Origin of the sequence: Streptomyces tuirus (genome assembly GCF_014701095.1) — a bacterium.
Taxonomy (GTDB): domain Bacteria; phylum Actinomycetota; class Actinomycetes; order Streptomycetales; family Streptomycetaceae; genus Streptomyces; species Streptomyces tuirus.
In genome coordinates, this window is the sequence record NZ_AP023439.1 from 6,591,003 (window position 1) to 6,612,125 (window position 21,123).

Sequence of the window (21,123 nt, forward strand, 5' to 3'; positions counted from 1 at the left end):
CGGCCCCGGTTCTGCCCGACCGGGGTCGGAACACGCAGGGCCCCGGCCGCTCCTGGCGGCCGGGGCCCTGTCTTCGTGGGTGCCGGTCGGCGTCAGGCGCCGGCCCGGGCCGCCATGCGGGCCTTGCGGGCGGCCAGCTTCTCGTCGAACTTCGCCGCCTCGGAGTCCAGGCCGCCCATGAACAGACCGAGCTCCTCCTGCGCCTTGCGGCCCTCGGGGCCCAGGCCGTCGATCTCCATGATCTTCAGGAAGCGCAGCACGGGCTGGAGCACGTCGTCGTGGTGGATGCGCATGTTGTAGATCTCGCCGATCGCCATCTGCGCGGCGGCCCGCTCGAAGCCGGGCATGCCGTGGCCGGGCATCCGGAAGTTCACGATGACGTCGCGCACCGCCATCATCGTCAGGTCGGGCGCCAGCTCGAAGGCCGCCTTCAGCAGGTTCCGGTAGAAGACCATGTGCAGGTTCTCGTCGGTGGCGATGCGTGCCAGCATGCGGTCGCAGACCGGGTCGCCGGACTGGTGGCCGGTGTTGCGGTGCGAGACGCGGGTCGCGAGCTCCTGGAAGGCCACGTAGGCGACCGAGTGCAGCATCGAGTGCCGGTTGTCCGACTCGAAGCCCTCGCTCATGTGGGACATCCGGAACTCCTCCAGCTTGTCCGGGTCCACCGCGCGCGAGGTGAGCAGGTAGTCGCGCATCACGATGCCGTGCCGGCCCTCCTCCGCGGTCCAGCGGTGCACCCAGGTGCCCCAGGCGCCGTCGCGGCCGAACAGCGAGGCGATCTCGTGGTGGTAGCTGGGCAGGTTGTCCTCGGTGAGAAGGTTGACGACGAGCGCGATGCGTCCGATCTCGGTGACCTTGGACTGCTCCTTCTCCCAGGCCTCGCCGTCCTCGAACAGACCGGGGAAGTTGCGCCCGTCGCTCCAGGGCACGTACTCGTGCGGCATCCAGTCCTTGGCGACCTTCAGATGCCGGTTGAGTTCCTTCTCGACCACTTCCTCCAGGGCGTACAGCAGCTGGGCGTCGGTCCAGGCGCCGGCCGGGCTGCCGAGGGCGGGAGTGGTGATCGTCATGGACTCTCCAGGGGGACAAGCGTGCGAGCGTGAGCGGTGAACCTACGGCATCGTAGGCTACGTTGGCGTAGGTTACGAGGCCGTAAGTTAAGGGTGCTGTAAAGGCCGCTGATCAGCGGGGTCGCCCTGCCGCGCGTCGGACTCCGCGGACCCGCAGGTCGGGAGGCCGGAGAGGGAATGCGCGCCTCCGCTCAGACGTACAGCTCCCGCAGCCGCACCGAGAGGCACGTCACACATCCCTCCAGCTTCTCGAACTCGGAGATGTCCACGACGACCGGTTCGTACCCGAGGTCGGCGAACAGCTCGGCGGTCTTCGGAGCGCTCGCCGCCATCAGCAGCTTGTCGCCGCCGAGCAGGACGACGTGCGAGCCCGCCTCCTCCGGGACCGGCAGGAAGCGCGCGAACAGCGAGGGCGTGTCCATCTTGGGGATGTGCCCGATGACCGTACCGTCCGGCAGCGCCGTGACCGCCGACTTCAGGTGCAGCACCTTGCTCACCGGCGCGGAGACGACCCGCGCGCCGAGCGGCTCGAACGCGGCGCGCAGCTGCCGGACGCCGTCGGCGTTGGTGCGACCGCCCCGGCCCACGTAGACGGTGTCGCCGATCTTCAGGACGTCTCCGCCCTCCAGCGTGCCCGGGTCCCAGATCCAGTTCACCGAGCAGCCCAGACCGGCGACGGCCTCCTCGACCCCGGCGGTCTCCTCGCGCCGCGAGTCCGCGCCGGGGCGCGCGATCAGGGCCACGTTCTTGTACATCACGACCGTGTCCTCGACGAACACCGAGTCCGGGCAGTCGTCGGCGGGGTCCACCTCGACGGTCTCCCAGCCGTGCGTGCGCAGGGCCTCCACGTACGCCTCCCACTGCCCGACGGCGAGGTCGACGTCCACCTTCTCCCGCTCGATGTGCGTCACCAGCCCTTCGGCGAGGCGCGGGCTGGGGCGGCGGACGAGGGCCTTCTTGCTGGGCACGAGCGTGACTCCGTATCGGATGGGACGTGTCGGGACCGCACCGGCGAAGCTTTCCGGGATCGACCGGAACCCGTCGGGCGTCGGCCGCCATCATGCAGCGCGGACGGGGGCGAGGACAGCCCCGGGCAGCGGCGGAGCGGGTGGAGGCTGCTCCACCCTCCGCCGGTACCCCGTCCGCGTCCCCTCGAACTCACCCCGCCGGTCCGGCACCCGCCGGCTCCACCGCCCGCCGCAGATGCTCACCGGTGAACGATCCCGTCCCCGCAAGGAGCTGCCGGGGCGTCCCCTCGAAGACGATCCGGCCGCCGTCCCGGCCGCCGTCGGGGCCCAGGTCGATCACCCAGTCGGCGCGGGCGACCACGGACAGGTTGTGCTCGACCACCACGACCGTGTTGCCCGCGTCGACCAGCCGGTCCAGCAGGGCGACGAGGCCCTCCACGTCCGCCATGTGCAGGCCGGTCGTCGGCTCGTCGAGCACGTAGACCGCGCCCGTGCGGTGCAGTCGCGTGGCCAGCTTGATGCGCTGCCGCTCCCCGCCGGAGAGGGTGGACAGAGGCTGCCCGAGCGTCAGGTAGGGGAGGCCGACGTCCCGCAGGGCGCGCAGCCGGCGCCGCACGCCCGGGTCGTCGAAGAAGCCGAGGGCCTGCTCGGCCGTCATCTCCAGGACGTCCGCGACCGAACGGCCCCGCACGGTCAGCCGCATCACCTCCTCCTTGAAGCGCCGCCCCTCGCAGTCGTGGCAGGTCGTCATCACCGGGTCCATGAAGGCAAGGTCGGTGTGGATGACGCCCCGGCCCTCACAGGTGCCGCAGGCGCCGTGGGAGTTGAAGCTGAACAGGCCCGCCCCGGCCCCCGTCCCGCGGGCGAAGACCTTCCGGACCGTGTCCATGATCCCCAGGTAGGTCGCGGGGGTGGAGCGGCCCGAGATGCCGATCGACGACTGGTCGACGACGACGGCCTCCTCGTGCACGGCGGTGAACTCCCCGGCCAGGGTGCTCTTTCCCGACCCGGCGACCCCGGTCACGGCGGTGAGCACACCGGCCGGGAACCGTACGGTCACATCCCGCAGGTTGTGCCGGTCGGCACCCTTGACCCACAGCTCGCCGGTGGGCTCCCGCACCTCGTCCTTGACCGCAGTACGGGTGCGCAGGCAGCGCCCGGTGAGTGTGCCGGAGGAGGCCAGCTCCCGCGGGGTCCCCTCGAAGACCACCGTGCCACCGCCGGCCCCGGCGCCCGGCCCCATGTCGACGACGTGGTCGGCGAGCGCGATGACATCCGGGTCGTGCTCGACGACCAGCACGGTGTTCCCCTTGTCGCGCAGCCGCAGCAGCAGGTCGCCGAGACGGCCGACGTCCCGCGGGTGCAGACCGACGCTCGGCTCGTCGAAGATGTACGTCATCCCGGTCAGGCTGGAGCCGAGGTGCCGCACCGTCTTCAGCCGCTGCCCCTCCCCGCCGCTGAGCGTGGCGGTCTCCCGGTCGAGGCTCAGGTAGCCGAGGCCGATCGCCGCGATGCGCTCCAGAGCGGAAACGGCGGCCGATGCGATCGGCCCGGCCACCGGGTCGTCGATCTCCTTCAGTACGGCGATCAGGTCCGTGACCTGCATACGGGCGCAGTCGGCGATCGACCGGCCGTTGATCCGGGTCGCGAGCGCCGCCGCGTTCAGCCGTGCTCCACGGCAGCCCGGGCAGGTGCCCTCCACCAGGAACGCACGGACCAGGTCGCGGGTCTTCTGGCTCATGGCCGACAGGTCCCGCTTCAGGTACAGCCGCTCGAAGCGGACGGCCAGCCCCTCGTACTCGGTGGTCCAGGTGCCGCCGCTGCCGCTGACGGTGACCCTGCTGCCGGGCCGCCCCCGCATCAGGAACTCCCGCTCGGCGGCCGTGAACCGCCCCACCGGCTTGTGCGGGTCGAGGTCGTCGCTGTTCGTGTACGTCTGGCCCTGCCAGGTCCCGGCGGCGAACGGCGGGAAGCGGACCGCTCCGTCGGCCAGGGAGCGGTCCGGATCCAGGATGCGGTCCCAGTCGGGCCGTACCGTCCGGCCGAGACCGTCGCACTCGGGGCACATGCCCGACGGGTCGTTGAACGAGTACGCCGTCGCCGGTCCGGCGCTCGGGGTGCCGTGCCGCGAGAACAGCACCCGGATCACCGAGTAGACGTCCGTCATGGTGCCGACCGTCGACCGGGAGTGGCCGCCGATCTGCCGCTGGTCGACGACGATCGCCGGGGTGAGGTCCTCCAGGCCGTCCGCGTGCGGCCGCTCGAACTTGGGCAGCCGGTTGCGGACGAACCACGGATACGTCTCGTTGAGCTGGCGCTGCGACTCCACCGCGATCGTGTCGAAGACGACGGACGACTTCCCCGATCCCGAAACGCCGGTGAACACGGTCAGCCGGCCTTTCGGGATGCGGAGGGTGACGTCCTTGAGGTTGTTCTCACGTGCTCCGGTCAGAGTGATGGCGTCGTGTGCGAAGTCGGTCATGCCACCGACGCTAGGAGGAAATCCCGACAGCCTCTGGCGTGATTTCCCGCAGTTCTCCTTCCTCCACCAGCAGCCAGCGCGTGATGCCGATCGACTCCAGGAACGGCAGGTCGTGGCCGGCCACGACGAGCGCTCCCTCGTACGACTCCAGGGCCGTGGTGAGCTGCCGGACGCTCGCCATGTCGAGGTTGTTGGTCGGCTCGTCCAGCAGGAGCAGCTGCGGTGCCGGCTCGGCCAGCATCAGCGCGGCCAGCGCCGCCCGGAAGCGCTCGCCGCCGGACAGCGTGGAGGCCTTCTGGTCGGCCCGGGCGCCCCGGAACAGGAAGCGCGCCAGCCGCGCCCGGATCCGGTTGTTGGTGGCGTCCGGCGCGTACCGGGCCACGTTCTCGGCGACCGACAGCTCCCCGTCGAGGACGTCGAGCCGCTGGGGCAGGAACCGCAGCGGGACGTGCGCCACCACCTCGCCCGCCTCCGGGGCGAGCTCGCCGCTGATCGTGCGCAGCAGCGTGGTCTTGCCCGCGCCGTTGCGCCCGATCAGCGCGACCCGCTCGGGCCCGCGCAGGTCGAGGCCGCCCTTCAGCCGGGCGCCGTACCGGAGCCCGAGATCCTGGAGGGTGAGGACGGTCCGCCCCGGCGGCACCGCCGTGTACGGCAGGTCGACGCGGATCTCGTCGTCGTCCCGCACGGCCTCCACCGCCTCGTCGAGCCGCTCCCTGGCCTCGGCGAGCCTCTCCTCGTGCAGGATGCGGTGCTTGCCGGCGGACTCCTGCGCCGCGCGTTTGCGCGCCCCCATGACGATCTTCGGCTCGCGCTTCTGGTCCCACATCTTCTGCCCGTACCGCTTGCGGCGGGCCAGTTTGACCTGGGCGTCGGCCAGTTCGCGCTTCTGCTTGCGGAAGTCGGACTCGGCGGCGCGCACCATGCGCTCGGCCGCCTCCTGCTCGATCTCCAGTGCCTCCTCGTAGTCGGAGAAGTTGCCGCCGTACCAGCTGATCTCGCCCACCCGTCTCCCACCACCACCCTCAACCGAGGCGCTGCGCGCCGCAGCATTGACTCGACGCAGATCGGCGATCTGGTCGACGAGGTCCAGCAGTTCACGGTCGTGGCTGACGACGACCATGACGCCCGGCCAGGACTGCACGGCCGCGTACAGCCGACGGCGGGCGTACAGGTCGAGGTTGTTGGTCGGCTCGTCCAGCAGCAGCACGTCGGGCCGGCGCAGCAGCAGCGCGGCCAGCCGCAGCAGGACCGACTCACCGCCGGACACCTCGCCGATGGTGCGGTCCAACTCGACGTGCCCGAGCCCTAGTTCGCCGAGCGTGGCGAGGGCGCGCTCCTCGACGTCCCAGTCGTCGCCGACGGTCTCGAAGTGCGCCTCGGACACGTCACCGGCCTCGATGGCGTGCAGCGCGGCCCGCTGTGCGGCGATGCCGAGGGCCTCGTCGACACGCAGGGTGGTGTCGAGCGTGACGTTCTGCGGCAGGTAGCCGACCTCGCCGGCCACGCGGACGGCGCCGTCGGCGGGGGCGAGTTCACCGGCAATCAGCTTCAACAGGGTTGACTTCCCGGACCCGTTGACGCCGACCAGGCCGGTCCGGCCGGGGCCGAACGAGACGTCCAGGCCCTCGAAGACGGGGCTGCCGTCGGGCCAGGTGAACGCAAGGGACGTGACGGTGATGGAGGTGGACATGGTGGCCTCATTCGCGGTTGCTCGAAGCGGTCAGGGGCAAACGCGTGTCGAGACACCTGCGACCGGGGGGTGAGGCTCCATGGGCACATCACGGACATGAGAAATGCCCTGCACCGGAGGGACGGCTCGAACGCCGAGGTCGCACGCGGCGCACACCACAGAGGGGTGTGACGCGGTGTCTCAGGACCTCAGACGAGCAACGTCCTTCTCCAATCGGCGGCAACAGGGACGCTTCACACCGTAGGAGGGGGCCCTGGGCCTGTCAACGAATTAACGTGCGACGCGATCGTCCCGCCCCGAGGAGGCCCCGTGTCCAACGGTCCGCTCACGCTGTCGGCCCGGCTCTGCCTGCTGGCCTGGGACGCCGCGGGACCGGCCGCCGGCGCCGGCGCCCACCGGCCCGCAACGGTGCGGGCCGGTGCCCTCGTCGAGCTGGCCCGGCGCGGCCTGCTCACCGACGAGGACGGCATCGCCACACCGGTCGACCTGGACGCGAGCGCGGGTGACGCGGTTCTCGACGGGCTGCTCGAACTCGTCCGCGAGTCGTGCCCGCACCCCTGGCGGACGTGGGTGACGCTGCGGGCGAGGGTGACCTTCGACGCCGTGCGGGAGCAGCTGGTGGCCGACGGGTGCCTGCGGGCGGAGAAGAGACGGGTTCTCGGCGTGTTCCCGACCGTGGAGTACGCGCTGGAGCGGGTGGCCGTCGTGGAGGCGCTGCGGGAGGAGACCCGTCAGATCCTCCACGGGGCGCTGCCGGTGGCCGGGATCTCCGAGCGGGACGCGGCGTTCGCCGTCCTCGCCGCGGCGGCGGGTCTCCTCGACCGGAACACCTCTGAACGGCGCATCGGGCAGCTGACGGAGCGGGCGGGCGCGTCGGTGCCCGGGCTGGAGGCGATCGTGCGCGAGGTGAGCGCGGCGGTGACGGCGGGGCGTGCGGTGGTGGCGTCGCCCTGAGGTCTGCCCGGGCCGGCCGAGGCAAGGGCCCCCGGCTCGGCGCGGCCCCGGGCCCGTCAGCTCAGCACGCGTCCCGCATCAGCTCGGCGAGACCGTGGTCCAGATCCAGCTGGAGATGCTCCAGACCGACGGGCACGAGTTCGCTCGTGGCCTCGAGGAACCGGCGGATCTCGCTCGAGCGGACGTGGACCACGGCGGTGCCCTCCGGGGCGTGGAACTCCAGCACCGTGCGGTCGTAGCCGTAGGGCCGCACGCGCACGTCGCCCTGCCCCTCGGCGCTCTTCTGGCCTGCGGAGAGCAGCTCGCGGGAGAAGGTCCAGCAGACCTCCACGCCCTCCAGCGTGGCCGGAGCCGGGAAGGTCATGCGGACGGCGAAAGGATCACGCCGGTCGTAGTGGAGCGTCGCGGGAATGCTCGGCATACGCGGCGCCGCGGCGACGAGGCGGGCCTCCACGGGCTGCTCGATGACGATGGACAACGCCTTGCTCCCTTGTGACGGCTGGACGGACACTTCCGGGCGGATGAGGCCGGGCATGGGAAGAGACGACGGAATCAGCCAATCCGTGCACACGAAGTGCGAGTGACCTCTGTCACCGCCTTCATGCACCGGAGTGACGTGACTCTCCTCGTGTGTCTCCAAGGGGCACATGTGGCGCCCTCCGCACCACGTGGAGCACCCGTGAGGCCATCTGGACGGCACCCGGGGGGTGGGCTAACTTCCCCGGCCATGAGGCGCATGGGGAGCACGCGACGGACGGGACGGACACACAGCAGGGCGACCGCGCTGGCGGCCTGCGCGGCGGCACTGGCAGCCCTGACCGCCGTACCGGCGCAGGCGCATGAACGTCAGGGCCGGGTGCCGCACTGGCAACTCAAGGACACCGGCGCTCCGGAGGCACGTTTCCGAGGCCTCGCCGCCGTCAGCCGGAGCACCGCCTGGGTCGCCGGCACCGGCGGCACCGTCCTGCGCACCACCGACGGCGGGGCGGCCTGGCGCGACGTCTCGCCGCCGGGCGCGGGGGAGTTGCAGTTCCGGGACATCGAGGCGTTCGACGCGCGCCGGGCCGTGGTCCTGGCCATCGGCGAGGGAGAGGCGTCCCGCGTCTACCGCACCGACGACGGCGGAGCGACCTGGACGGAGTCCTTCCGCAACACCGACCCCAGGGCGTTCTACGACTGCCTCACCTTCTTCGACCACCGCCACGGTCTCGCGATGAGCGACCCGGTGGACGGGAAGTTCCGGATCCTGTCGACCGGCGACGGTGGCCGAAGCTGGACGGTGCTGCCGGACCGGGGCATGCCGGCCGCGCAGGAGGGCGAGGCCGGATTCGCCGCGAGCGGCCAGTGCCTGGTGACGTCCGGGCCGAAGGACGTCTGGCTCGCCACCGGCGGGGCGGAGCGCGCGCGTGTGCTGCACTCCGCCGACCGGGGACGCACCTGGACGGCCACCGACACACCCCTCCCGGCGGGCGACCCGGCCCGCGGCGTCTTCGCGCTGGCCTTCCGCGACCGCGCCCACGGCCTGGCCGTCGGCGGCGACTTCCGTCCCGACCAGCCCTCACCGAACGCCGCTGCCCGCACCTTCGACGGCGGCCGCACCTGGCGCCCGGCCGCCACCGCCCCGCCCGCCTACCGCTCCGGCGTCGCCTGGCTCCCGCACAGCCGCACCGCGGCCCTCGCCGTCGGCCCCACCGGCACCGACCTCACCACGGACGCCGGCCGCACCTGGCGGACCGTCGACACCGGCTCCTACGACACCGTCGACTGCACCCCGGACCACGGGTGCTGGGCCGCCGGCGAGAAGGGCCGGGTTGCCCGCCTGGAGCACTGAGCATGCGGGGTGCCCTGATCGTTGGCAGTGTGGGTACTCGTTCACTGATCGGGAAAGGAAGTGAGCGGGAATGCCACGCGGTTCGAGCTCCAAGCGGGAGCGCCAGTACGAGCACATCAAGGAAAGCGCGAAGGACCGGGGCGAGAGCACCAGCCGCGCCAAGGAGATCGCCGCGCGGACGGTGAACAAGGAACGCGCCCGCTCCGGCGAGTCGAAGACCGCCAGCCGCACCTCCACCCAGGACATGTCCTCGGGCAAGCGGGGCGGTCAGCGCTCGGGGCAGGGTTCCCAAGGACCCACCTACGACCAGCTGTACGAGGAGGCCAAGCGCAAGGGCGTCGAGGGCCGTTCCAGCATGAACAAGAGCCAGCTGCAGCGCGCACTGGGCAAGTGAGGCGGACGCCTCGGAGGGTCTCCCGGTAGGCCTCCAGCCCGGGCGCCGTCTTCGTCGCCGTGAACCCGGTGACGCGGTACGCGCACACGCCCGCGGTGACGAACGGGTCCTGCGCGGTGACCTCATCGATCCGCGCGCGGTCCCCCGCGACGGCGACGATCACCCCGCCGTCGCGGGGGTTCTTGCGGCCGGACGCGAGGAACGACCCCCAGCCGGTACTGCTCGGACACCGGCCCGGGCGCCCGGCCGCCCGGGGCCCGTAGGCTCGGGGCACCATGACGACCGTACGCATCCCCGAGGACTGGCCCGCCACAGAGGAACAGGCCCGCGCCGTCCAGGACGAACTGCGCGCCCGCGTGATCCTCAACGAAATGGGACCGCCGCCCGGGACCGGCCATGTGACGGGAGTCGACGTCGCGTACGACGACGAGCGGGACGTCGTCGCGGCGGCGGCGGTCGTGCTGGACGCGTCGAGTCTCGAGGTCGTCGCCGAGGCCACGGCCGTGGGCCGGGTCTCCTTCCCCTATGTGCCCGGGCTGCTCGCCTTCCGCGAGATCCCGACGGTCCTCGCCGCCCTCGACGCCCTGCCCTGCCCGCCCGGCCTGGTCGTCTGCGACGGCTACGGCCTCGCCCACCCCCGCCGCTTCGGCCTCGCCAGCCACCTCGGCGTCCTGACCGGGCTGCCCACGATCGGCGTCGCGAAGAACCCGTTCACCTTCACCCACGACGACCCGGGCACCTCGCGCGGCAGCACCTCAGCACTGCTCGCCGGCTCCGAGGAGGTCGGCCGCGCCCTGCGCACCCGGGACGCCGTCAAGCCGGTCTTCGTCTCGGTCGGCCACCGCACGACGCTGGACAACGCCTGCGCGCACACCCTCGCGCTGACCCCGGACTACCGCCTCCCGGAGACCACGCGCAGGGCGGACGCGCTGTGCCGCAAGGCCCTGCGCGAGACCTACCCGGCCTGACCGTCCACCCGCCAGCGGCCCACCTCGCGGTACTCCGAGTCGTAGATCACCGCTTCGTCCCCGGGGGCGAGCGCGTAGTGGCGCAGACCGCCGGCCCAGTACCTGAGGATCCGGCCCAGCTCGCCCGCCGGGTCCTTCGCCAACGCCTCGTCGTCCAGGGACACTTCCAGGAGGAATCTCATGCCTTCAAGGGTTTCATTGAACTCCTTGTTGGCACTTTACGAGCGGCCACCGGGGGCGGAACGCCGAAAGTCTCAAGCCGGGAGAGAGGGGAGCGGGAGGGGCGCCGGCCGGATCTGAGTACCGGCTCTGAGTACCCGTACGGATGCCCGCCCGCCACCCCGTCGGCAGGCTGGGTGCATGACAACGCACCGCGCTACCAAGCCTGTTGCCGGCCCGACCCAGACCGTCGAGCGGGCGGTCACCACAGGGCTGATCCTCGCCGTACTGGCCGGGCTCGGCTGGATCGCCGGGATGATCTACACCATCGCCGAGTGGCCGCTGTAGATCCCGGCCGGCCTCAGCGGGCCGCCGCGACGCGGAAGCGGATGCCCGCCGCGCGCAGCCGGTCGATCAGCGCGTTGCCCATCGCCACCGCCGTGGTGACCTGACCCGCCGTCCGGGGAAGGTCGTCGAAGGCCAGGCACAGCGCCGACTCGGCGAACATCTTGGCCGTCTCGTCGTAGCCGGGATCGCCGCCCGACACCTCCGTGTACACCCGCCGACCGCCGCCTTCGCCCACGAAGCGCACGGAGAACCAGCTCTTCGCCCGCTTCTCGGGGCTCGGCCCGTCCCCGGGCTTGAGCCGGTCCGACAACCAGCGCCGCGCGGGCGGCACCTGAGCCGCCGCGACCAGCGCGCCGACCGCCGCGACCCCGCCGACCGCGACCGGCAGATGCCGGACGGCCGCGTACTGCCGGTAGCGGAAGTCGGGCCCGTACCGGTCCAGGGCCGACGCCGAGCGCCGCACGATCTGCGGGTCGATGGTCGGCATCGGCAGGGCCCACGCGCCGACCTCCCTGGCGAACCGCGGCCCGCCCAGCGGCGCCGACGCCCGCCGGCCCACCAGCCGCGGCTCGTGCCGCCGCCGGTCCCGGGCGGCCGCCGCCATCTCCCGCTGCCGCGCGAACTGGCCGAGCGCGGAGGCGAAGGTCCCGCCCGAGAAGGCCGCGTCCGCGGTGACGAAGCCCTCCACGGCCAGCGGCACGTCCTCCGGCAACTGCTGCACCGTGAAGTACACGCCCAGGTCGTGCGGGATCGAGTCGAACCCCGCGGCGTGCACCAGCCGCGCCCCGGTCTCCCGCGCGCGGGCCTCGTGCCGGACGTACATCAGGTCCACGAACTCCGGCTCGCCGCACAGGTCGAGGTAGTCGGTCCCGGCGTCCGCGCAAGCGGCGACGACCTCCTCGCCGTACGTGACGTACGGGCCGACCGTGGTGGCCAGCACGCGGGCCTTCCCGGCGAGGTCGCGCAGCGAGGCCGGGTCCGAGACGTCCGCGAGCTCCACCCCGGCCTTCGCGTCGGCCGGCAGCCGCTCCCGCAGCCGCTCCAGCTTCCCGGCATCGCGGCCCGCGATCGCCCAGCGCAGTCCCTCGGGCGCGTGCGCGGCCAGGTACTCCGCGGTGAGCGCCCCGGCGAAACTGGTCGCTCCGAAGAGCACGATGTCGTACGGACGGTCCGTCCTGCTTTGCCTGCTCATGACACCCCTCGGTCGTGCAGCCCGTGCCGCTGTCGGTGGCCGAGGCTAGCGTGAGGAGTGCGGAGCCCGACGACGAGCCCGGAGGACGACGATGGCCGTGCCCAGGAATGCCCTGAAGAAGTGGGAGAAAGTGCGCGCGTTCGCACTGGGGCTGCCGGACGCCGTCGAGGAGTTCCCCTGGGGCGAGTCCGTCGCGAAGGTCAACAAGAAGGTGTTCGTCTTCCTCGGCGTCCAGGACGGCAGTTACCCCCTGGGGGTGACGGTGAAGCTCAAGGACGAGACGGCGCACGCGCACGCGCTGGCCTGCCCCGGCGCCGAGCCCGCCGGGTACGGCCTGGGCAAGGCCGGCTGGGTGAGCATCCCCCTGGAGCGGCAGGGTGCCCCCGCCGCCGAGGTGCTCTGCGACTGGGTGGAGGAGAGCTACCGGGTGATCGCGCCGAAGCGGCTGATAGTCGTGCTGGACGGAAGCTGACCCGTCCGGCAGATTGCTAAGCGCTTGCTCGTTCAGGTCTTGTGCCGAGTGGAACACGTTCTTAGCATCGCTGGTGTTACATCAGTTGTGTCACAGCATGGGGGCTGCATGACCACGGCAAGGACGCCAGGACACGGTCCGCTCACCGGCGTGCGCGTCGTCGAGCTGGCCGGCATCGGGCCCGGCCCGTTCGCCGCCATGCTCCTGGCGGACCTCGGGGCCGACGTCGTGCGCGTGGACCGGCCCGGCGGCCCCGGGCTCGCGATCGACCCGGCGTACGACGTCACCAACCGCAACAAGCGCTCCGTGGTCGTCGACCTGAAGGCACCGGACGGCCCGGGCCGGGTGCTCGACCTCGTGGCCCGCGCCGACATCCTCGTCGAGGGCTACCGCCCCGGCGTCGCGGAGCGCCTCGGCGTCGGCCCCGGGGACTGCCACGCCCGCAATCCGCGCCTCGTCTACGGCCGGATGACCGGCTGGGGCCAGGACGGCCCGCTCGCCCAGCGCGCCGGGCACGACATCGCGTACATCGCCCCCACCGGCGCCCTCGGCATGATCGGCCGCCCGGACGAACCGCCCGCGATCCCGGCGAATCTGCTCGGCGACTACGCGGGCGGCTCCCTCTACCTCGTCGTCGGCGTCCTCGCCGCCCTGCACCACGCGCGCGCGAACGGCACCGGACAGGTCGTCGACGCCGCCATCGTGGACGGCACCGCCCATCTCGCCACGATGATCCACGGCATGCTCGCGGCAGGCGGCTGGCAGGACCGCCGCGGCGCCAACCTCCTGGACGGCGGCTGCCCCTACTACGGCACGTACGAGACGGCCGACGGCCGGTACATGGCCGTGGGCGCCCTGGAGCCCCAGTTCTACGCGGAGTTCCTCGCCCTCCTCGGCGTCGAGGACCAGGACGGCGCCCGCAAGGACGTCGCCCGATGGGGTGAACTGCGCGAGCGGGTCGCCGCCCGCTTCAAGAGCCGCACCAGGGAGGAATGGACGGCCGTCTTCGACGGCTCCGACGCCTGCGTGGCGCCCGTGCTGTCGCTGCGCGAGGCCCCGCACCACCCGCACCTGGCCGCCCGCGGCACCTTCACCGACCACGGCGGCATCACCCAGCCCGCCCCGGCCCCCCGCTTCTCCGCGACCCCGACCTCCGTCCGCACCGGCCCGGCGCGGCCGGGCGCCGACACGGCGGACGTCGCCCGGGACTGGGACGTCCCCGGGCTCCTCCCGTCGTCCCGAAACCCTCAGTGAAAGGCCCCCTCGTGAGCACCGAAGCGTACGTCTACGACGCGATCCGCACCCCGCGCGGTCGCGGCAAGGCCAACGGCGCCCTGCACGGCACCAAGCCCATCGACCTGGTCGTCGGACTCATCCACGAGATCCGCGCCCGGTTCCCGGACCTCGACCCGGCCGCCGTCGACGACATCGTCCTCGGCGTCGTCGGCCCGGTCGGCGACCAGGGCTCCGACATCGCCCGGATCGCCGCCATCGCCGCGGGCCTGCCCGACACGGTCGCCGGTGTGCAGGAGAACCGCTTCTGTGCCTCGGGCCTCGAGGCCGTCAACCTGGCCGCCGCCAAGGTGCGTTCCGGCTGGGAGGACCTCGTCCTCGCGGGCGGCGTGGAGTCGATGTCCCGCGTGCCGATGGCCTCCGACGGCGGCGCCTGGTTCAACGACCCGATGACCAACCTCGAGGTCAACTTCGTGCCGCAGGGCATCGGCGCCGACCTCATCGCCACCATCGAGGGCTTCTCCCGGCGCGACGTCGACGAGTACGCGGCCCTCTCCCAGGAGCGCGCCGCCACCGCGATGAAGGACGGCCGCTTCGAGCGGTCCGTCGTCCCGGTCAAGGACCGCAGCGGCCTCGTCGTCCTCGACCACGACGAGTTCCCCCGCCCCGGCACCACCGCCGACTCGCTCGCCAAGCTCAAGCCGTCCTTCGCCGACATCGGCGAACTCGGCGGCTTCGACGCGGTCGCGCTCCAGCAGTACCACTGGGTGGAGAAGATCGACCACGTCCACCACGCGGGCAACTCCTCCGGCATCGTCGACGGCGCCTCGCTCGTCGCGATCGGCTCCAAGGAGGTCGGCGAGCGCTACGGCCTCACCCCCCGCGCGCGGATCGTCTCCGCCGCCGTGTCCGGTTCCGAGCCGACCATCATGCTCACCGGCCCCGCCCCCGCCACCCGCAAGGCCCTCGCCAAGGCCGGACTGACCATCGACGACATCGACCTCGTCGAGATCAACGAGGCGTTCGCGGCGGTCGTGCTGCGCTTCGTGAAGGACATGGGCCTGTCCCTGGACAAGGTCAACGTCAACGGCGGCGCGATCGCGCTCGGCCACCCCCTCGGCGCCACCGGCGCGATGATCCTCGGCACCCTCGTCGACGAACTCGAGCGCCAGGACAAGCGCTACGGCCTCGCCACGCTGTGCGTCGGCGGCGGCATGGGCGTCGCGACCATCGTCGAGCGCATCTGACCCCCTCCCGACGGATCACACGGAGCACCTCCACATGAGCACTGAGTCCACCACCATCCGCTGGGAACAGGACCGCACCGGCCTCGTCACCCTCGTCATCGACGACCCCAACCAGTCCGCGAACACCATGAACCAGGCGTTCCGCGACTCCCTCGCCGCCGTCACCGACCGCCTGGAGGCCGAGAAGGACTCCATCCGGGGCGTCATCATCACCTCCGCCAAGAAGACCTTCTTCGCCGGCGGCGACCTGCGCGACCTCATCCGCGTCACGCCCGAGACGGCCCAGGAGCTGTTCGACGGCGGCATGGCCATCAAGCGGAACCTGCGCCGCATCGAGACCCTCGGCAAGCCCGTCGTCGCCGCCCTCAACGGCGCGGCCCTCGGCGGCGGTTACGAGATCGCCCTCGCCTGCCACCACCGCGTCGCGCTCGACGCGCCCGGCTCCAAGATCGGCTGCCCCGAGGTCACCCTCGGTCTGCTCCCCGGAGGCGGCGGCGTCGTCCGCACCGTCCGCCTGCTCGGCATCGCCGACGCCCTGCTGAAGGTCCTCCTCCAGGGCACCCAGTACAGCCCGCGCCGTGCCCAGGAGAACGGCCTCGTCGACGAGGTGGCCGACAGCCAGGAGGACATGCTCGCCAAGGCCCGCGCCTTCATCGACGCCAACCCCGAGTCCCAGCAGCCCTGGGACAAGCCGGGCTACCGCATCCCGGGCGGCACGCCGGCCAACCCCAAGTTCGCCGCGAACCTGCCCGCCTTCCCGGCCAGCCTGCGCAAGCAGACGAACGGCGCCCCCTACCCGGCCCCGCGCAACATCCTGGCCGCCGCCGTCGAGGGCTCCCAGGTCGACTTCGAGACCGCCCAGGTCATCGAGGCCCGCTACTTCGTGGACCTCGCGGCCGGCCAGACCTCGAAGAACATGATCCAGGCCTTCTTCTTCGACCTCCAGGCCGTCAACTCCGGCGCCAACCGCCCCCAGGGCATCGAGCCCCGCAAGGTCCGCAAGGTCGCCGTCCTCGGCGCCGGGATGATGGGCGCCGGCATCGCCTACTCCTGCGCCCGCGCGGGCATCGACGTCGTCCTCAAGGACGTCTCCCTGGAGGCGGCCCTCAAGGGCAAGGGCTACTCCGAGAAGCTGTGCGCCAAGGCCGTCTCCAAGGGCCGTACGTCCCAGGAGAAGGCCGACGCGCTGCTCGCCCGCATCACGCCCACCGCCGAGGTCCAGGACCTGGCCGGCTGCGACGCCGTCATCGAGGCCGTCTTCGAGGACACCTCCCTCAAGCACAAGGTGTTCCAGGAGATCCAGCACGTCGTGGAGCCCGACGCGCTGCTCTGCTCCAACACCTCCACCCTGCCCATCACCGCCCTCGCCGAAGGCGTGGAGCGCCAGGGCGACTTCATCGGCCTGCACTTCTTCTCGCCCGTCGACAAGATGCCGCTCGTCGAGATCATCAAGGGCGAGCGCACCGGCGAGGAGGCCCTGGCCCGCGCCTTCGACCTGGTCCGGCAGATCAACAAGACCCCGATCGTGGTCAACGACTCGCGCGGCTTCTTCACCTCCCGCGTCATCGGCCACTTCATCAACGAGGGCGTCGCCATGGTCGGCGAGGGCATCGAGCCCGCCTCGGTCGAGCAGGCCGCAGCCCAGGCCGGCTACCCGGCCAAGGTGCTGTCCCTGATGGACGAACTGACGCTGACCCTGCCCCGCAAGATCCGGGCCGAGACGAAGCGCGCGGTCGAGGAGGCGGGCGGCACCTGGACGGCCCACCCCGCCGAGGCCGTCATCGACCGCATGGTCGACGAGTTCGGCCGCACCGGCCGCAGCGGCGGCGCCGGCTTCTACGACTACGGCGACGACGGCAAGCGCACCCGCCTGTGGCCCGGCCTGCGCGAGCACTACACCAAGCCGGGCCATCGGATCCCGTTCCGGGACATGCAGGAGCGCATGCTGTTCTCCGAGGCGCTGGACACCGTCCGGCTGCTGGAGGAGGGCGTGCTGACCTCCGTCGCCGACGCCAACATCGGCTCCATCTTCGGCATCGGCTTCCCGGGCTGGACCGGCGGCGTGCTCCAGTACATCAACGGCTACGAAGGGGGCCTGCCCGGCTTCGTGGCACGCGCGCGTGAACTCGCCGAGCAGTACGGGGAGCGCTTCGCCCCGCCCGCGCTGCTGGTGGAGAAGGCGGAGCGGGGGGAGCGGTTCAGCGACTCAGCCCGCGGCTGACCCGCCGGAGCCCGACGGCCCGGTGAGCCATTCGCCCAGCTCTTCCTTCAGCGACCGCTGAAAGGCGGTGAGGAGCGCCTGCACCACCAGAGGGTGCATGTGCGCGGACAAGGAGCGCACGTCCCGCGCGTCGCGCTCCGCCACCTCGCCGCGGAAGAGCTGGGACAGCTCCCGGGCCGCCGCGCGCGCGTGTTCGATGAGGACCTTGCGCGCCGCGAAGATCGCCTCCTGGGACAGCGGCACGTCCAGCAGCCCGGCGCCGAGCCGGAGCAGGCCGAGGTCGGCCTCGTAGCCGCCGTCCGCGGGCCGGATCACGCCCATCGCGACGAGCCGCTCGACGTCCTCGCCGCCGAGCGGCCGTCCGGCCCGCCGCTCCAGCTCCGCGCGCGTGACCGTCTCGACGGTCTCCGGCGCCCAGGAGGCCACCACGGCCCGGTGGATGGCGAGGTCGTGCGCGCTGAGGTCCGACGGCAGCTGCCGCAGGTAGCGCTCGATGCCGGCCAGCGTCATGCCCTGCTGCTGCAACTCCTCGATCAGCGCCAGCCGGGCCAGATGCTCACGCCCGTAGTGCCCCACGCGGCGGGGACCGAGCACCGGAGGCGGCAGCAGCCCCTTCGTGCCGTAGAAGCGGACTGTGCGCACCGTGACGCCGGTCCGGGCGGCCAGCTCGGCGATCGTGAGGGTCGGCTCCTCGGCGTCGGTCGTCATGTGCAGCAGTATCGCTGTCTCACCAGTGCTGTGAAACCTCCCTCGACCCGGGGGACGGCACTGTGAGAAGCCGCGCTCTGTGACGTATGCCACCGCGTGAGCCGTGGGGCGTGGGGGAAGGTGGCCTCGTGGTCTATGCCTTTACAAGGGGCGCAGACCTGTGTACGTCCGGAAAGCCGAGCGCGACCCGCTCGGGCGCACCAGAGAAGTGGATCCACCGTGAGCAAGGACGCCGTGAACACGGCTGCGGCCACGCCGCGTACCGATGCGGCCGCAGTGCCCGCGGACGCGGGCGACGCCGGCTACAGCAAGGACCTCAAGGCCCGCCACGTCAACATGATCGCCATCGGAGGCGCGATCGGCACCGGGCTCTTCCTGGGCGCGGGCGGCCGGCTCCACAACGCGGGCCCGGCGCTGGCGATCGCCTACCTGGTCTGCGGCATCTTCGCCTTCTTCGTGGTCCGGGCGCTCGGCGAGCTCGTGCTCTACCGCCCCTCCTCGGGTTCCTTCGTGTCGTACGCGCGCGAGTTCCTCGGCGAGAAGGGCGCCTACGTCGCCGGCTGGATGTACTTCCTGAACTGGTCGACCACCGGCATCGCCGACATCACCGCGATCGCGCTCTACACGCACTACTGGAGCCTGTTCACCGATATCCCGCAGTGGGTGCTGGCCCTGGTCGCCCTCGCGGTGGTCCTGGCCGTGAACCTGATCTCGGTGAAGATCTTCGGCGAGATGGAGTTCTGGTTCGCGATCATCAAGGTCGCCACGCTCGTCGGGTTCATGCTCATCGGCATCTTCCTGCTCGCCACGCAGCACGACGTGGGCGGCCAGACCCCGGGCCTGAGCGTCATCACCGACAACGGCGGCGTCTTCCCGCACGGCGTGATGCCCGTCGTCCTGGTCATGCAGGGCGTGATCTTCGCGTACGCCGCACTGGAGCTGGTCGGCGTCGCCGCGGGCGAGACCGCCGAGCCGGAGAAGGTCGTCCCGCGCGCGGTGAACTCGATCATGTGGCGGGTGGGCCTCTTCTACGTGGGCTCGGTCGTCCTGCTCGCCCTGCTCCTGCCCGGCTCGGTCTACTCGGCCGACCAGAGCCCGTTCGTCACGGTGCTGTCGAAGATCGGCGTCCCGGCCGCGGGCGACGTGATGAACCTGGTCGTCCTGACGGCCGCCATGTCCTCCCTCAACTCCGGCCTGTACTCCACCGGCCGCATCCTGCGCTCCATGGCGATGGCGGGATCCGCCCCGAAGTTCACCGCGCGCATGAACCGCAGCCAGGTCCCCTACGGCGGCATCCTGCTGACCTGCGGCGTGTGCGTGCTCGGCGTCGGCCTGAACTTCCTGGTGCCGGCCCAGGCCTTCGAGATCGTGCTGAACGTCGCCTCCCTCGGCATCATCAGCACCTGGGTGATCATCATGGTCTGCCACCTGGTCTTCGTCCGCCGCGCCAAGGACGGCCGGCTCACCCGCCCCTCCTTCCGTCTCCCCTTCAGCCCGGTCACGGAGATCACCACGATCGCCTTCCTGCTGGCCTGCCTCGGCATGATGTGGAACGACCCCGAGGTCGGCCGCAAGACCCTGCTCCTCATCCCGCTGATCGCGGCCATGCTGGTCGCGGGCTGGTTCGGCATCCGCCGCCGCGTCTCCCGGACGGCGGACCAGGAGCTGTCGCAGCTGACGAAGTAGCAGGCAGCGGCCTGTCGGGCCCCGGCGCGGCTCGGGCCGTGCCGGGCTCCGGCGCGGAACGGGTCGCTCAGCCCTGGCTGTCGAAGGCCCGCACCAGGCAGTCGACGAGGCGCCGGGCGAGGGCGCCGTCGGGGTCCAGGCGGGGGTTGAAGATCGCCACGGTGAGGCCCACGGCCCCGCCGCCCGTCAGCGCCGTGCGCAGGACGGTCTCCAGCTCCTGCCAGGTCAGCCCGTCCGGCTGCCGGTAGTCGACGGCGGGCATGACCGCGTCGTCCAGGACGTCGACGTCGAGATGGACCCAGTACCCGGCGCCCGTGCCGTCGGCGGTCAGCACCCGGACGGCGCGCCGGGCCGCCTCGGCCGCCCCCAGGGCGCGCACGGTGTGCAGATCCAGCGCGTGCAGTGCCGGCGGCAGCGGCTGCATGCCGTACCCCGCGGACTCCTCCGCGTCCCGGAACCCCAGGGCGACGACGTCCGCGTCGCGCACGAGCGGGCCCCGGCCCTCCAGGTCGGCCAGCACCCGCGGGCCGCGCCCGGTGGCCAGGGCGAGCTCCATGGAGGCCACCTCGCCGGCGGGCTCCGCCGACGGCTGGTAGAAGTCGGTGTGCCCGTCCAGGAACAGCAGGCCGTGCCGGTCGCGGCGGCGCAGCGCCAGCAGGGTGCCCAGCAGCACGCTGCAGTCGCCGCCGAGCACGACGGGGAACCGGCCGTGGTCGAGGACGCCGCCCACGGCGTCGGCCAGCGCGACGGAGTACGCGGCGATGCCGCCCGGGTTCAGCAGGCCCGTCGCCGGGTCCCGCTCCGGGTCGTACGGGGGCGGCTCGACCCGGCCCGCGTGCCGCGCCCCGAGTCCTTCGGCCAGCCCGGCCCCGAGGAGCGCCGCGGGCAGGTCCTCGACCCCGGTGGGGCGCAGCCCGAGCACGGACGGTGCCTCGACGACCGCCAGCTTCCGCACGTCCGGCTCCCTCGTCAGCAGCCTCGCCCACACACGTCACGGCGTACGAGCCCCACCGTAGACGGCGGGGCCCTGTTCGGCAGGCCGGGCGTCACCCTGACGGGGCAGTACATCGCCGCCCCCTGCGCAGGCGGCTGCCCGCCACCGGGTCGTGCGGGGGCGTGGGTCGTGCTGGGCGATGGGGTCGTGCCGGGCGGCGGGTTCGTGCTGGGCGGTGGGGCCGTGCCAGGCGACGGGCAGGCCGTGCCGCAGGCTGCCCGCAACCCGGTCGCACCGGACGGCGATCTGCCCAAAACCCGGTCGCGCCGGACGGCGATCTGCCTAAAACCCGGTCGCGCCGGACGGCGATCTGCCCGCAACCCGGTCGCGCCAGACGCCCTCTGCGGCGGGCTTCCCGTCGCCGGTGGGCACCTCGGCATCCCGCCGGGGGGCGAATCGGCACCCCGTCGGGGGCGCCTCAGCATCCCGCCGGTGGGCGCCTCGGCATCCCGCCGGGGGGTACCTCGGCATCCCGCCGGGGGGCGCCTCAGCACTCCGCCGGGGGG

At 72.2% G+C, this 21,123-nt stretch carries 19 protein-coding genes and 1 pseudogene; 10 read left to right on the top strand and 10 right to left on the bottom strand.

What is annotated here, in order from left to right; genetic code table 11:
• Positions 1 to 92: 92 nt before the first annotated feature.
• The 4 genes from IGS69_RS29950 to IGS69_RS29965 form a co-directional block, all read right to left on the bottom strand.
• Positions 93 to 1,070, bottom strand: a complete 978-nt coding sequence (locus IGS69_RS29950) for an acyl-ACP desaturase (protein WP_190903584.1) — start codon at positions 1,068 to 1,070, stop codon at positions 93 to 95.
• 191 nt (positions 1,071 to 1,261) lie between these two features.
• Positions 1,262 to 2,038 carry a dimethylargininase gene (ddaH, locus tag IGS69_RS29955; RefSeq protein WP_190903585.1) on the bottom strand — a complete coding sequence of 259 codons (777 nt, stop codon included), beginning with the start codon at positions 2,036 to 2,038 and terminating at the stop codon, positions 1,262 to 1,264.
• Positions 2,039 to 2,228: 190 nt separating this feature from the next.
• Complete coding sequence (locus IGS69_RS29960; protein ID WP_190903586.1) at positions 2,229 to 4,520, bottom strand: ATP-binding cassette domain-containing protein; 2,292 nt, start codon at positions 4,518 to 4,520, stop codon at positions 2,229 to 2,231.
• A 10-nt stretch (positions 4,521 to 4,530) separates the two neighbouring features.
• A complete protein-coding gene (locus IGS69_RS29965; protein WP_190903587.1) occupies positions 4,531 to 6,210 on the bottom strand; it encodes an ABC-F family ATP-binding cassette domain-containing protein in 1,680 nt (559 codons plus the stop codon).
• A gap of 309 nt (positions 6,211 to 6,519) precedes the next feature.
• On the opposite strand from IGS69_RS29965, the gene IGS69_RS29970 reads away from it, so the two are divergent.
• Entirely contained in the window at positions 6,520 to 7,164 is a 645-nt protein-coding gene (locus IGS69_RS29970) for a GOLPH3/VPS74 family protein (protein ID WP_190903588.1), read from the top strand.
• A gap of 61 nt (positions 7,165 to 7,225) precedes the next feature.
• Here the strand turns inward: IGS69_RS29970 and ssgD are convergent, their stop codons facing one another.
• Complete coding sequence (gene ssgD / locus IGS69_RS29975; protein WP_190903589.1) at positions 7,226 to 7,642, bottom strand: spore wall synthesis regulator SsgD; 417 nt, start codon at positions 7,640 to 7,642, stop codon at positions 7,226 to 7,228.
• A gap of 258 nt (positions 7,643 to 7,900) precedes the next feature.
• Here ssgD and IGS69_RS29980 point away from each other — a divergent pair, with 258 nt between their 5' ends.
• Both IGS69_RS29980 and IGS69_RS29985 read left to right on the top strand, forming a co-directional pair.
• Complete coding sequence (locus IGS69_RS29980; protein ID WP_190903590.1) at positions 7,901 to 8,995, top strand: WD40/YVTN/BNR-like repeat-containing protein; 1,095 nt, start codon at positions 7,901 to 7,903, stop codon at positions 8,993 to 8,995.
• 70 nt (positions 8,996 to 9,065) lie between these two features.
• Positions 9,066 to 9,389, top strand: coding sequence for a plasmid stabilization protein (locus IGS69_RS29985; RefSeq protein WP_190903591.1), 324 nt, complete (start codon positions 9,066 to 9,068; stop codon positions 9,387 to 9,389).
• Between the two features lie 13 nt (positions 9,390 to 9,402).
• On the opposite strand, the pseudogene IGS69_RS29990 reads toward IGS69_RS29985, so the two are convergent.
• Positions 9,403 to 9,597: pseudogene (locus IGS69_RS29990) on the bottom strand (YciI family protein); the annotation flags it as partial.
• Positions 9,598 to 9,664: 67 nt separating this feature from the next.
• Here IGS69_RS29990 and IGS69_RS29995 point away from each other — a divergent pair.
• Positions 9,665 to 10,357 carry an endonuclease V gene (locus IGS69_RS29995; RefSeq protein WP_190903592.1) on the top strand — a complete coding sequence of 231 codons (693 nt, stop codon included), beginning with the start codon at positions 9,665 to 9,667 and terminating at the stop codon, positions 10,355 to 10,357.
• On the opposite strand, the gene IGS69_RS30000 is transcribed toward IGS69_RS29995, so the two are convergent.
• Positions 10,345 to 10,539, bottom strand: a complete 195-nt coding sequence (locus tag IGS69_RS30000) for a hypothetical protein (protein ID WP_190903593.1) — start codon at positions 10,537 to 10,539, stop codon at positions 10,345 to 10,347. The genes IGS69_RS29995 and IGS69_RS30000 overlap by 13 nt on opposite strands.
• 178 nt (positions 10,540 to 10,717) lie before the next feature.
• On the opposite strand from IGS69_RS30000, the gene mmpA reads away from it, so the two are divergent.
• Positions 10,718 to 10,864: a morphogenic membrane protein MmpA gene (gene mmpA, locus IGS69_RS30005; protein WP_190903594.1), complete on the top strand. Its 147-nt coding sequence runs from the start codon at positions 10,718 to 10,720 to the stop codon at positions 10,862 to 10,864.
• Between the two features lie 13 nt (positions 10,865 to 10,877).
• On the opposite strand, the gene IGS69_RS30010 is transcribed toward mmpA, so the two are convergent.
• Positions 10,878 to 12,056: a saccharopine dehydrogenase family protein gene (locus tag IGS69_RS30010; RefSeq protein WP_190903595.1), complete on the bottom strand. Its 1,179-nt coding sequence runs from the start codon at positions 12,054 to 12,056 to the stop codon at positions 10,878 to 10,880.
• A gap of 91 nt (positions 12,057 to 12,147) precedes the next feature.
• Here IGS69_RS30010 and IGS69_RS30015 point away from each other — a divergent pair, with 91 nt between their 5' ends.
• The 4 genes from IGS69_RS30015 (at position 12,148) to IGS69_RS30030 (ending at position 17,229) form a co-directional block, all read left to right on the top strand.
• The gene (locus IGS69_RS30015; protein WP_190903596.1) at positions 12,148 to 12,528 is read left to right on the top strand and encodes an MmcQ/YjbR family DNA-binding protein; all 381 of its coding nucleotides are present in this window, start codon (positions 12,148 to 12,150) and stop codon (positions 12,526 to 12,528) included.
• Positions 12,529 to 12,636: 108 nt separating this feature from the next.
• Positions 12,637 to 13,782 carry a CaiB/BaiF CoA transferase family protein gene (locus tag IGS69_RS30020; protein ID WP_190903597.1) on the top strand — a complete coding sequence of 382 codons (1,146 nt, stop codon included), beginning with the start codon at positions 12,637 to 12,639 and terminating at the stop codon, positions 13,780 to 13,782.
• Positions 13,783 to 13,793: 11 nt separating this feature from the next.
• Entirely contained in the window at positions 13,794 to 15,008 is a 1,215-nt protein-coding gene (locus IGS69_RS30025) for an acetyl-CoA C-acetyltransferase (RefSeq protein ID WP_184907529.1), read from the top strand.
• 34 nt (positions 15,009 to 15,042) lie between these two features.
• Entirely contained in the window at positions 15,043 to 17,229 is a 2,187-nt protein-coding gene (locus tag IGS69_RS30030) for a 3-hydroxyacyl-CoA dehydrogenase NAD-binding domain-containing protein (protein ID WP_190903598.1), read from the top strand.
• Here the strand turns inward: IGS69_RS30030 and IGS69_RS30035 are convergent.
• Positions 17,215 to 17,937: a MerR family transcriptional regulator gene (locus IGS69_RS30035; protein WP_190903599.1), complete on the bottom strand. Its 723-nt coding sequence runs from the start codon at positions 17,935 to 17,937 to the stop codon at positions 17,215 to 17,217. The genes IGS69_RS30030 and IGS69_RS30035 overlap by 15 nt on opposite strands.
• Positions 17,938 to 18,156: 219 nt before the next feature.
• Here IGS69_RS30035 and IGS69_RS30040 point away from each other — a divergent pair, with 219 nt between their 5' ends.
• A complete protein-coding gene (locus IGS69_RS30040) occupies positions 18,157 to 19,623 on the top strand; it encodes an amino acid permease (protein ID WP_190903600.1) in 1,467 nt (488 codons plus the stop codon).
• A 67-nt stretch (positions 19,624 to 19,690) separates the two neighbouring features.
• On the opposite strand, the gene IGS69_RS30045 is transcribed toward IGS69_RS30040, so the two are convergent.
• Positions 19,691 to 20,578 carry an arginase family protein gene (locus IGS69_RS30045; RefSeq protein WP_190903601.1) on the bottom strand — a complete coding sequence of 296 codons (888 nt, stop codon included), beginning with the start codon at positions 20,576 to 20,578 and terminating at the stop codon, positions 19,691 to 19,693.
• Positions 20,579 to 21,123 lie beyond the last annotated feature (545 nt).